11 protein-coding genes are annotated in these 12,120 nt (G+C 69.2%); 7 read left to right on the plus strand and 4 right to left on the minus strand.

The features are described 5' to 3' along the window. Positions 1-16 precede the first annotated feature (16 nt). From PVT71_RS17265 to PVT71_RS17295, 7 genes are all read left to right on the plus strand, one after another. Complete coding sequence (locus PVT71_RS17265) at positions 17-2,653, plus strand: TRAP transporter permease (protein ID WP_353475297.1); 2,637 nt, start codon at positions 17-19, stop codon at positions 2,651-2,653. An 11-nt stretch (positions 2,654-2,664) separates the two neighbouring features. Beyond that, a complete protein-coding gene (locus PVT71_RS17270; protein ID WP_353475298.1) occupies positions 2,665-3,093 on the plus strand; it encodes a universal stress protein in 429 nt (142 codons plus the stop codon). Positions 3,094-3,106: 13 nt separating this feature from the next. Next, positions 3,107-4,429 (plus strand): aspartate aminotransferase family protein, encoded by a 1,323-nt coding sequence (locus PVT71_RS17275; RefSeq protein WP_353475300.1) that lies wholly within the window; start codon positions 3,107-3,109, stop codon positions 4,427-4,429. Beyond that, positions 4,426-5,229, plus strand: coding sequence for a 3-keto-5-aminohexanoate cleavage protein (locus tag PVT71_RS17280; RefSeq protein ID WP_353475301.1), 804 nt, complete (start codon positions 4,426-4,428; stop codon positions 5,227-5,229). The genes PVT71_RS17275 and PVT71_RS17280 overlap by 4 nt, the downstream gene beginning before the upstream one ends. A 115-nt stretch (positions 5,230-5,344) precedes the next feature. Next, the gene (locus PVT71_RS17285; protein WP_353475302.1) at positions 5,345-6,121 is read left to right on the plus strand and encodes a rhomboid family intramembrane serine protease; all 777 of its coding nucleotides are present in this window, start codon (positions 5,345-5,347) and stop codon (positions 6,119-6,121) included. Beyond that, positions 6,106-6,504 carry a GFA family protein gene (locus tag PVT71_RS17290; RefSeq protein ID WP_353475303.1) on the plus strand — a complete coding sequence of 133 codons (399 nt, stop codon included), beginning with the start codon at positions 6,106-6,108 and terminating at the stop codon, positions 6,502-6,504. The genes PVT71_RS17285 and PVT71_RS17290 overlap by 16 nt, the downstream gene beginning before the upstream one ends. Before the next feature lie 231 nt (positions 6,505-6,735). Next, positions 6,736-7,230 (plus strand): hypothetical protein, encoded by a 495-nt coding sequence (locus tag PVT71_RS17295; protein ID WP_353475304.1) that lies wholly within the window; start codon positions 6,736-6,738, stop codon positions 7,228-7,230. Between the two features lie 81 nt (positions 7,231-7,311). On the opposite strand, the gene PVT71_RS17300 is transcribed toward PVT71_RS17295, so the two are convergent. From PVT71_RS17300 to betC, 4 genes are all read right to left on the minus strand, one after another. Continuing rightward, complete coding sequence (locus PVT71_RS17300; RefSeq protein ID WP_353475305.1) at positions 7,312-8,103, minus strand: inositol monophosphatase family protein; 792 nt, start codon at positions 8,101-8,103, stop codon at positions 7,312-7,314. Between the two features lie 101 nt (positions 8,104-8,204). After that, positions 8,205-8,537 carry a hypothetical protein gene (locus PVT71_RS17305; RefSeq protein WP_353475306.1) on the minus strand — a complete coding sequence of 111 codons (333 nt, stop codon included), beginning with the start codon at positions 8,535-8,537 and terminating at the stop codon, positions 8,205-8,207. A gap of 231 nt (positions 8,538-8,768) precedes the next feature. Next, positions 8,769-10,430, minus strand: a complete 1,662-nt coding sequence (locus tag PVT71_RS17310) for a BCCT family transporter (protein WP_353475307.1) — start codon at positions 10,428-10,430, stop codon at positions 8,769-8,771. Between the two features lie 96 nt (positions 10,431-10,526). Beyond that, complete coding sequence (gene betC / locus PVT71_RS17315; RefSeq protein WP_353475308.1) at positions 10,527-12,050, minus strand: choline-sulfatase; 1,524 nt, start codon at positions 12,048-12,050, stop codon at positions 10,527-10,529. Positions 12,051-12,120: the final 70 nt, after the last annotated feature.

Raw genomic sequence — 12,120 nt, forward strand, 5'->3', positions numbered from 1 at the left:
CAGAGGGGCGCGCAGCATGACCGAGACTCCCGAACACGGCGGACGCCAGTTCAGCGACGAGGAACTCCAGGACCTCGTCGCGAGCACCGACAGTGGCGCCCGCGCGCCGACCAACCGCCTCGTCGCGATGCTCATCGCGGGGCTCGCGCTCGCCTGGTCGCTGTTCCAGCTCTGGATCGCCCAGCCGCAGCTCTGGTTCGCCAGCGTCCTGCCGGCGCTGAACTCGTCGCAGACCCGGCCGATCCACCTGACCTTCGCGATCCTGCTGGCCTTCCTCGCCTATCCGGCGCTGAAGTCCTCGCCGCGCGACCGGGTGCCGCTGACCGACTGGATCCTCATGGCCGTCGGCGGCTTCTGCACCTTCTACGTCTTCCTCTTCTCCGACCACCTAGCGATGACCGCGCGCTCGGGCCTGCCGACGCAGTTCCAGGTGATCCTCGGCGCGGTCGGCATCGTCGTGCTGCTCGAGGCCAGCCGCCGCGCGCTCGGCCCGGCTCTGACCATCGTCGGCGCGCTCTTCCTGCTCTACGCCTACATGGGCACCGGCTGGCTCATCCCCGAGCTGATCGAGCACGAGGGCCTGTCCTTCACCGGCCTGATCAACGCGCAATGGCTCGACACGGCGGGGGTCTTCGGCATCCCGCTCGGGGTCTCGACCGCCTTCGTCTTCCTCTTCGTGCTCTTCGGCTCGCTGCTCGACAAGGCCGGCGCGGGCAACTACTTCATCCAGCTCGCCTTCGCCGGGCTCGGCCACCTGCGCGGCGGCCCGGCCAAGGCGGCGGTGGTCGGCTCGGCGATGACCGGGCTGATCTCGGGCTCGTCGATCGCCAACGTGGTCACCACCGGCACCTTCACCATCCCGCTGATGAAGCGCGTCGGCTTCACCAGCGAGCAGGCGGGCTCGGTCGAGGTCGCCTCGTCGGTCAACGGCCAGATCATGCCGCCGGTGATGGGCGCCGCCGCCTTCCTGATGGTCGAGTTCATCGGCATCTCCTACGTCGAGGTGATCAAGCACGCCTTCATCCCGGCGGTGATCTCCTACATCGCGCTGGTCTACATCGTGCACCTCGAGGCGCTGAAGAAGGGCATGCCCGCGCTTGGCGAGGCCAAGTCCTTCCCCGGCATGATCCTCAAGTTCTTCATCGGCTTCGCCGTCTCCGGTGCCGCCTTCACCGCGCTCATCTACGGCGTCGGCGCGCTGCGCGCCGTCCTGCCCGCGCTCGCGGGGCCGATCATGATGCTGCTGCTGGCGGCGGTCTACCTGTGGCTGGTCGCCATCGCCGCGCGCCGCCCCGATCTCGAGGTGGACGATCCCAACAGCCCGGTGATCAAGCTGCCCACCGTGGGCGCGGTCTATGCCACCGGCCTGCATTACATCCTGCCGATCGTCGTGCTGGTCTGGTTCCTGATGGTCGAGCGGCAGAGCCCGGCGAAATCCGCCTTCTACGCCACCGCGCTCATGGTGGCGATCATCCTCACCCAGCGCCCGCTCAAGGCGATGTTCCGCGGCGAGGGCGACCGCCTCGGCGCCGAGTTCCGCGCCGGCTGGCACGACCTCATCGACGGGCTGATCGCCGGGGCGCGCAACATGATCGGCATCGGCGTCGCCACGGCGGCGGCGGGGATCATCGTCGCCACGGTCACCAAGACCCCGATCGGCACCGAGCTTGCCGGCCTCGTCGAGCAGCTCTCGGGCGGCAGCCTCATCATCATGCTGATCCTCGTCGGGATGTTCTCGCTGGTGCTCGGCATGGGGCTTCCGACCACCGCCAACTACATCGTCGTCTCGTCGCTGATGGCCAACGTGGTGGTCGCGCTCGGCGCGCAGGAAGGGCTGATCGTGCCGCTGATCGCCGCCCACCTCTTCGTCTTCTACTTCGGCATCATGGCCGACGTGACACCGCCCGTGGGGCTGGCCTCCTTCGCCGCCGCGGCCGTCTCTGGCGGCGATCCGATCAAGACCGGCTTCATCGCCTTCTTCTACAGCCTGCGCACCGTCGCCCTGCCCTTCCTCTTCATCTTCAACCCGACTCTGATCCTCTACGGCGTCGATCTCGGCACCGCCTCGGGCGTGCTGCACGCGGCCTTCGTCTTCGTGATCGCGACCTTCGCCATGCTGCTCTTTGCCGCCGCGACGCAGGGCTACTTCCTTGCCCGCTCGCGCATCTGGGAAAGCGCGGCGCTGCTGCTCGTGGCCTTCACCTTCTTCGTGCCGAACGTCTGGCTGAACATGGTGCAGAGCCCGTTCCACAACATCCCGCCCGCCGAGTTCGAGCAGGTGCTGTCGGACCTGCCCGAGGGCAGCCGCATCCGGCTCGAGATCAAGGGGCCCGACTTCAACAGCGGGCAGACCGCCTCGACCACGCTGGTCATGGACGCCCATGGCGCCACGCCGCAGGAGCGGATCGACAACTCGGGGCTGATGCTCTTCCCCGAGGGCGACGTGGTGAAGCTCGACGAGCCGATGTTCGGCACGCCCACCGCCGAGAAGCTGGCCAACTTCGACTTCTACGCCGACGAGCCAGTGCAGATCGCCTCGGTGCTGGTCCCGCGGGAACGGCTGCCCGCGCAGCTCTTCTACATCCCCGCCCTGCTCCTGCTGGGGCTGGTCATCCTGATGCAACGCCGCCGCCAGACCGTGCCGGCCTTCTGAGGAGCCTCGAGATGTACAGGACGATCCTTCTGCCCGTCGACCTCTCGGCCCCCGCGAGCTGGGCCAAGGCGCTGCCGACGGCGCTCCACCTCGGCGGCGAGGACGTCGTGCTGCACGTGGTGACCGTGCTTCCCGACTTCGGCATGTCGATGGTCTCGGGCTACTTCCGCGAGGGCTACGAGAAGGGCGCGCTCAAGGAGGTCGGCGCAAGGCTCAGGGACTGGGTCAACGCCAACGTGCCCGAACAGGTCGAGGTGCATCCCCACGTGCTGCACGGGCGCATCTACGACCAGATCCTCGGCGCGGCGGACAAGCTCGGGGCGGATGCCATCGTGCTGTCCTCGCACACCCCGGAACTTGCCGACTATCTTCTCGGGCCGAACGCCGCGAGGGTGGTCAGGCACGCAAAGCAGTCTGTCTTCGTCGTCCGCGGCGAATAATCGGAGAACTTGAATGGGACATGTCTTCGGACGCTCCAGCGCGGAGCTTCCCCGAGCGGTGCGCGGCGAGGGATGCTACATCCACGACGCCGAGGGCCGCGCCTACCTCGACGGCTCGGGCGGCGCCGCCGTGTCGTGCCTCGGGCACTCGGACCCGGACGTGCGTGCCGCGATCCACGCGCAGCTTGACCGGATCGCCTTTGCGCATACCGGCTTCTTCACCTCCGAGCCCGCCGAGAGCCTTGCCGACCTGCTGATCGAGCACGCCCCCGAGGGCATCGACCGGGTCTACCTGCTCTCGGGCGGCTCCGAGGCGGTTGAGGCGGCGATCAAGCTCGCGCGCCAGTACGTCCTCGAGACCGGCCAGCCGCAGCGCCACCGGGTGATCGCCCGCCGCCAGAGCTATCACGGCAACACGCTCGGCGCGCTGGCCGCGGGCGGCAACGCCTGGCGGCGCGAGAAATACGCGCCGCTGCTGGTCGAGACCTCGCATATCGCGCCCTGCTACGAGTACCGCCTGCGCGAGGAAGGCGAGAGCGCCGAGGCCTACGGGCTGCGCGCCGCCGACGAGCTCGAGGCCGAGATCCAGCGGCTCGGGCCCGAGACGGTCATGGCCTTCATCGCCGAGCCGGTGGTGGGCGCCACCTCGGGCGCGGTGCCCGCCGTCGCGGGCTACTTCAGGCGCATCCGCGAGATCTGCGACCGCCACGGCGTGCTGCTGATCCTCGACGAGGTGATGTGCGGCATGGGCCGCACCGGCACGCTCTTCGCCTGCGAGCAGGACGGCATCTCGCCCGACATCGTCACCGTCGCGAAGGGGCTCGGCGCGGGCTACATGCCGATCGGCGCCATGCTCTGCAGCGCGAAGATCTACGACGCGATCGCGCAGGGTTCGGGCGCGTTCCAGCACGGCCACACCTACCACGGCCACCCGCTGGCCGCCGCCGCCGGGCGCGCGGTGCTGACCGCGATCCTCGGGCGGAACCTGTTGCCGCAGGTGCGCGCGCGGGGGGAGCATCTCGACGCAACACTGCGCGACGCGCTCGGCCAGCACCCGCATGTGGGCGACATCCGCGGCCGCGGGCTCTTCCGCGGCGTCGAGCTGGTGGCGGACCGCGATACCAAGGCCCCGTTCGATCCGGCGCTGAAGATCAACGCCAAGGTCAAGCGCTTCGCCATGGACGAGGGGCTGATCTGCTACCCGGCGGGCGGCACGCTCGACGGCCAGCGGGGCGACCACGTGCTGCTCGCCCCGCCCTTCATCATCTCGGAAGAGCAGATCGGCGAGCTGGTATCCAAGCTCTCGCGCGCCATCGACCGGGCCATCGCCGCATGAGCCGCCTCGCGACGCTGCCGCGCATCATGCTTGCCCCGAACGGCGCGCGCCGCACGCGCGCCGATCACCCCGCCCTGCCCGAGACCATCCCGCAGATCGTCGCGGCGTCCCGGGAGGCATTCGAGGCCGGGGCCGGCGCGCTGCACGCCCATGTGCGCGACGCCGAGGCCCGCCACGTGCTCGACGCCGGGCTCTACCGCGAGCTGCTGGCCGAGATGGCGCGCGCGGTGCCCGACATGCCCGTGCAGATCACCACCGAGGCGGTCGGAATCTACAGCCCCGACGCCCAGCGCGCGCTGGTGCGCGAGCTCCAGCCCGAGGGCGTCTCGGTCGCGCTGCGCGAGATGTGGCCCGAGCACGGTCCCGACCCCGAGGCGCAGCGTTTCTACGCCGAGACCGATGAGGCGGGCATCGCGCTCCAGCACATCCTCTACGCGCCGGATCAGGTGACGCGCCTCGCCACGCTCTGGTCCGAGGGGCTGATCCCCGCGCCGCGACAGGTGCTCTTCGTGCTCGGCCGCTACGCCCCGCCGACACTGTCGCGCCCCGAGGATCTGGGCGGCTTCCTCGAGGCCGCCCGCGCCCTGCCCGGGGACGTGCAATGGGCCGCCTGCGCCTTCGGACGCACCGAGCAGGCCTGCCTGCTTCGCGCCGCGGAACTCGGCGGAGCCATGCGCATCGGTTTCGAGAACAGCATCGAGCGCCCCGACGGCACCCCGGCAATGGACAATGCCGCGCAGGTGGCGGCGCTGGTGCAGGCCCTCGACACAGCCCTGTCCCCGCGGGGACAGCAGGCCTGAGAGAGGGCCGCGGCGGGTCTGTCCCCGCGGGGACGGACCCGCCGCGGCGCGTTTTTGCAGTGCCCGCGCGTGATCGGCCCTTGACCTCGGCCGCCGCCGCGTCACTCTGAGCGCCATGTTCCCGATCCGCGACCATAACCCCTCGGGGCGCACGCCCTATGTCACCTACGCGCTGATCATCGCCAACACGGTGATCTTCCTCGGGTACTGGACGTTGTTCAACGACCCGATGGCGCTCGACGCCTTCTTCGAGCGGTGGGCGCTCTTCCCGGCGCATATCTCGCAGGGCTACGGCTACTCGGGCATCCTCACCTCGATGTTCCTGCACGGCGGGTTCATGCATCTCTTCGGCAACATGCTGTTCCTGTTCATCTTCGGGGACAATATCGAGGACATGCTGGGGCACGTGCGCTACCTGCTCTTCTACCTCGCCTCGGGCATCGCGGCGGCGCTTCTGCAATACGTCGCCGACCCGAGCTCGGCGGTGCCCACGGTCGGCGCCTCGGGCGCGATCGCCGGGGTCATGGGGGCCTACCTGCTGCTCTTCCCCAAGGCGCGGGTCGACATCCTCATCATCCTGATCATCATCTTCAAGGTGCTGCCGATCCCCGCCTGGCTGCTGCTGGCGGTCTGGTTCGGCCTGCAGATCTTCAGCGGCATCGGCAGCGCCGGGGCCGAGGGCGGCGTCGCCTACTGGGCGCATGTCGGCGGCTTCATCGCCGGGCTGGTGATGATCGCCCCGGTCTGGCTGGCGCGCGGCGGGCCGGCCTTCTGGAACCGCACCCACGGCAAGCCGCCGCATCCCGAGGCGCTCTACTCGGTCGGCCGCACCCATGTCCCCCGCGCGGGGACGCGACAGAACGGAAGAAAGGGCCCATGGTCACGCCCCTGACGGACGCGGAGCCGGGAACCTCCCCGGTCAAGGTCACCTGCCATTGCGGCGCCTGCGAGCTCTCGGTCACGCTCTCGGCCGGGCTCTCCACCGCGCGCCGCTGCGACTGCTCCTTCTGCCGCCGCCGCGGCGCCGCGGCGGTCACCGCGCCGATGGGCGGGGTCGAGGTGGTGCGGGGCGCGGAGACGCTCACGCTCTACCAGTTCGGCACCAACACCGCGGAGCATTACTTCTGCGCGGTCTGCGGCATCTACATGTACCACCGCCGCCGCTCGAACCCGAACGAGTTCGGGGTGAACATGGGCGGCATCGAGGGGGTGAACCCCGCCGAGCACGAGCCGATCCCCTGGTCGGACGGGGTGAACCATCCCTCCGACCGCTGAGCCGGCGGCACGCGCAGGACCGCCTCCGGCGGGCGTATTTTCAAAGAGAAGAAGGGGCGGGCGCGGCGCGGGCGGGCAGCCGGGTGCGGGGCGGCGGCCTTGGCCTTCGGAGTGCGGCGCTGCGCACACGCCCGGGCGGCGAGGCCGGGCCGGGGCGGGGCGGAAATTCCTTTGACTTGCCAATGCGCTTGCACGGAAATCCTGACATCTGGTCAATGCAGGGAGCGGACCGTGGCGACACCGCAAAGCTTCGAGGTCAGGACATCCCTCTTGCGGGCCATCGGGATCGCCTGCGGCATCGCCTGTCTGGTGTCCATCGCTCTCATCCTTCTCGAAGGCGGACGGGCGGGTGACAAGGGCGGGGTGGCAGCGCTCTTCACCTTCTTCGCGTGCCTCTTCTGCCTTGTCAGCCGGGCCGTGGCGAAACGCATCGAGGTCTCGGACGAGGCGATCGTGATCCAGCCCGCGGGGCTGCGCATCGCGCGGTCGGAGATCGAGTCCGTCCGGGTGATGTCGAGAAACGGGTTGATGCCGGACGAGACGCTGCGGGTCATGAAGATCGAGACCCGCGAGCACCGGTGGCGCTGGGTGCCGCTCCGGCTCTACTGGTTCATGGGGAAGATCAGCATCGATCTTTACTGGATGGAGGACCCGCACGGCTTTGCCCGGGCGCTCGGCGTCGACCTGAGCGATTTCGTCGCCGGGGAGCCGCGCCGCGACGCCTGACGCCGCGTCTTGTGCCAAGAGAAAAGCCCGGCTGCCGTGCGCGGCAACCGGGCTTTTCCTGTCCTGCGTCCTGCGCCGCGATCAGATCTCGCGGATCACCTTGGCGAAGGGGTCGAAGATGTTGCTGCTGGCGCAGAGGATCGAGCCGGTCTCGTGCGGGTCGTGGCCCTCGCGGATGCCGTCCACCAGCGCGCCCGCCTCGGAGGCGATGAGCCCGCCCGCGGCGATGTCCCAGATGGAGAGCTCGCGCTCCCAGTAGCCGTCGTAGCGGCCCGCCGCCACGTAGGCGAGGTCGAGCGCCGCCGAGCCCCAGCGCCGCACGCCGGCGCATTCGGGCATCAGGCGGGCGAGGTCCTTGAGCGTCGCCGGCAGGGTCTTCTTGGCGGCGAAGGGCACGCCGGTGGCGAAGATCGCCTCGATCATCCGGTTGCGGCCCGAGACGCGCAGGCGGCGCGAGTCGTTGAGCCAGGCGCCGGCGCCCTTCTCGGCGTAGAACATCTCGTCCTTGGCCGGGTCGAACACCACGCCCGCGACGATCTTGCCCTTGTGCTCGAGCGCGATCGAGATCGCCCAGTGCGGCAGGCCGTGCAGGAAGTTGGTGGTGCCATCGAGCGGATCGACGATCCAGCGGCGGGTCGGATCCTCGCCGTCCTGGCCGCCGCCCTCTTCACCGAGCCAGCCGTAGGTCGGGCGCGCGCCCAGAAGCTCGTCCTTGAGAATCTTCTCGGCGGCGATGTCGGCGCGGCTGACGAAGTCGCCGGCCCCCTTCATCGAGACCTGAAGGTTCTCGACCTCGCGGAAGTCCTTGACCAGCGACCGGCCCGCCTTGCGCGCGGCCTTGATCATGATGTTGAGGTTGGCACTGCCCTGCATGGCGACGTTTCCCGGAATTGGTTCAAGCCGCGCGTATACGCGGCTCGCCGGAAAAAGCCAAGTCCGTATGGCCCGATGAGGCGCGACCCTTTGGCCGCCCGTTATCCGCCCGCCGGGGCATAGGCGCGGGGCAGCGGCGCGCCCTGCGTCGCGGTGATGCCGCGGGCGCCGTGGGCCGCCGGATCGGCGTAGCTGCCGCCGGTCGGAACGCCGCACCAGATCTGGCCGCCGAGGATCACCGGCTGCGTGCCCTTGGCGCAGACGCCGGGCGCCGGGTAGGACTGGATCAGCGGCGGGGCGTCGCTGGCGCCGGAGACGAAGCCGGCCGAGCCCGGCATGTACATGTCGCCCGGGTAGCCCTCGCTACCGGCCCCGGCCGCGCTTCCGGAGATAACAAGAGCCGCCGCCGCGGCAATAACGCTGAAACCCTGCATCCTGACCCTCACATACCGGCGCACCGGGGAAAACCTACGCGCAGGAGGCTAGCAGGCCGCGGGAACATGTCAAATTCTTGCCGCATTTCCGACGGGGCGCCGTGGAACCGGAAACAATCCCAAGCCTCGATGCCGCTTGTTCGCGCAGCCGGGACACCCGCGCGGGCGAGGGCAGGCACGGAAACGGCCGGCGCAGGGTTGCACCGGCCGCCTCCCCTTGCCGCTTCGGCCTCACTCGGCGGGCGGCATCTCGACCGTCACCGAGGGCACGCCCTGCTGCGCGCGCAGCCCGTCGCGGTAGATCGCCTTGAAGAGGCTGAGGCACATCAGCAGCATCACCACCGAGAAGGGCAGCGCGCCGATCACCATCGCGGTCTGGATCGCGGTGAGCCCGCCGACCAGCAGCAGCGCCGCCACCACGATGCCGAGCGTCACGCCCCAGAAGATGATGTGCGGCCGCGCCTTCGGCCCCTCGTCCCCCGCCGCGTTGATCGTGTTGACGATCAGCACCGCCGAGTCGGCCGAGGTCACGAGATAGGTCATCAGCAGGATCACGATGATCACCGCCATGCCCCAGCCCAGCACGTCGCCGAGCATGATGCCGGTCATGGTGAAGATCTTGGCCCCGTCGGTGGAGGCGAAGATCTGGCCGCCCGCGACGCCCGAGAGCTCCATGTCGATCGCCGTGCCGCCGGCGAAGGAGAACCAGACGAAGCACATGATCGACGGGACGATCATCGCGCCCAGCACGAACTCGCGGATCGTCCGGCCACGCGAGATGCGGGCGAGGAAGAGGCCGACGAAGGGCGCGAAGGCCACCCACCAGGCCCAGTAGAACACCGTCCAGGCGCCCTGCCAGCCCGAGAGCGCGTCGCCCGTCTCGGTGCCGTCGGGGCGGTAGACGGTGAACAGCATCTTCGGCAGCGCGAGAATGTAGTCGACCATGCCCATGAAGAGCGCCTGCATCCCGAACCAGGTCGAGCCGAAGATCATCAGGAAGGCGAGCAGGAAGATCGACAGCCCCATGTTGAGGTTCGACAGCCACTTGATCCCCTTGCCCACGCCCGAGAGCGCCGAGAGGGTCGAGGCCCCCATGATGACGATCAGCGCGACGATGATCCCGGCGGGCGAGGCGTTGCCCTCGGGGGTCACAAGCCAGTCGCCGATGCCGATCTTGCTCATCCCGGCGACGAACTGCTCGACGCCGAAACCCAGCGTCTGCGCCACGCCGAGGATCGTGGCGATCACCGCGACGATGTCGACGAGATGCCCGAGCGGGCCCGAGAGCGCCGAGCCGAAGAGCGGCGTCAGCGACGAGCGGATGGTCAGCGGCAGGCCGCGGCGGTAGGTGAAATAGCCGAGCGACAGCCCGGCGATGGCATAGGAGGACCAGGCCGAGAAGCCCCAGTGCAGGTAACTGTACTTGTAGGCGTTCATGAAGTTGTCGAGGCTCCCGCCCTCGGCGAGGCCAAGCATCACCTCGGGGTTGTTGCGGAAGTGGTAGATCGGCTCGGCCACCGCCCAGGTCAGCATGCCGACCCCGATGCCCGCGCCGAACATCATGGAGAACCACGAGAAATTGTCGAACTCGGGTTTCTCGTCGTCACGGCCAAGCTTGAGCCTGCCCGCCGCGGGCCAGATCGCCAGCGCGAGGCAGACCAGCACGAAGAAGGCCATCACGTAGATGTACCAGCTGGCGAAGTTGGCGAGGATGAAGCTGTTGAGCCCGCCGAGCACATTGCCCGCCTGCTCGGGGAAGGCGACCGCCCAGAGCACCAGCCCGCCCACGGCGAGCTTGGAGGTCACCGTCACGTCGAGCGAGAAGCCGTTGTAGAAACCCTTGTCGGCGGTCTTGATCGGAAGGTCCGAGAGGGGAGGTTCGAGTTTTGCCATTCCTGTCTGTCCCTGTTGTGCGGGCTTTGCCTTGGTCCCCGCCGCAGCGCCCGAAAGGCGGCCGGGGTGTGTGCGGCGCGGCGTGGCCGCGCGGGGTCATTCGCCGCGGGGGAAGCGCGCGTTCTCCTCGACGACGTTGAGGTCCATGTGGTTGCGCATGTAGCGCTCGGAGGCCTTCTGGAGAGGCTGGAAATCCCAGGGGAAATAGGCGCCGTTGCGCAGCGCCTCGTAGACGATCCAGCGCCGCGCCTGGCTCTGGCGCACCTCGGCGTCGAACCGGGCGAGATCCCAGCGGGCGTCGGCGGCGCTGCGGAAGGTCGCGAGCGTGGCGGCGTGGCGGGGGTCCTCGGCGAGGTTTCTGAGCTCGTGCGGATCGGCCTGCAGATCGAAAAGCAGCTCGGGATCGAGCGCGCAGCGGATGTATTTCCAGCGCCCCTGCCGCAGGCAGACCAGCGGCGCATACGAGGCCTCGGCGGCGTATTCCATGGCCACCGGCGTGCCGCGCACCCCGCCCTGCCCCAGCGGCACGAGGCTCTCGCCATCGGTCCAGGGGGCGATCTCGTCCATCGGCACCCCGGCCAGCTCGCAGAGCGTCGGGCAGACGTCGATGTTGCTGACCGGCACGTCGACGCGCCCGGGCGCCATCTGCGGCGCGGCGATCATCAGCGGCACGCGGGCCGCGCCCTCGAAGAAGGACATCTTGAACCAGAGCCCGCGCGCCCCCAGCATGTCGCCGTGGTCCGAGACCAGCAGGACGATGGTATCCTCCTCCTGCCGGGTGCCGCGCAGCGCCTCCATCACCTGCCCGATCTTGTCGTCGAGATAGGAGATGTTGGCGAAATAGGCGCGGCGCGAGCGGCGCACGTCGTCCTCGGTCAGGTCGAAGCTGCGCCAGTCGTTGGCGTCGAAGATGCGCTTCGAATGGGCGTCCTGATCCTCGTAGGGGATCGGCCCGACCTCGGGCAGCAGGTGCTCGCAGTCCGCGTAGAGGTCCCAGTACCTGCGCCGCGCCACGTAGGGATCGTGCGGGTGGGTGAAGCTGACCGTCAGGCACCACGGGCGGGCGTCATGGCCCCGGCCAAGATCGTAGACCTTGCGCGTGGCGTGGTAGGCGACCTCGTCATCGTATTCCATCTGGTTCGAGATCTCGGCGACGCCCGAGCCGGTCACCGAGCCCATGTTGTGATACCACCAGTCGATGCGCTCACCGGGCTTGCGGTAGTCCGGGGTCCAGCCGAAATCGGGCGGATAGATGTCGGTGGTCAGCCTTTCCTCGAACCCGTGCAGCTGGTCGGGTCCGACAAAGTGCATCTTGCCCGACAGGCAGGTCTGGTAGCCGGCGCGGCGCAGGTGGTGCGCGTAGGTGGGGATCGACGAGGCGAACTCGGCGGCGTTGTCGTAGACCCCGGTGCGCGAGGGCAGCTGGCCCGACATGTAGCTCGCCCGGCCCGGCGCGCAGAGCGGCGAGGCGGTGTAGGTGTTGCGGAAGCGGGTGGAGCGCGCCGCCAGCGCCTTGAGGTTCGGGGCGTGCAGCCACTCGGCGGGGCCGTCGGGGAACAGCGTGCCGTTCAGCTGGTCGACCATGAAGATCAGGATGTTCGGGCGGCTCTGCGGGCTCATGCGGGGCGCTGTCCTTTCCACGCGTCATCGCGCCCGCCGGAGGGCGGACGGCCTTGCGCAGCATCGCCTG

The sequence above is a fragment of the Salipiger sp. H15 genome (assembly GCF_040409955.1).
Lineage (GTDB): Bacteria > Pseudomonadota > Alphaproteobacteria > Rhodobacterales > Rhodobacteraceae > Salipiger.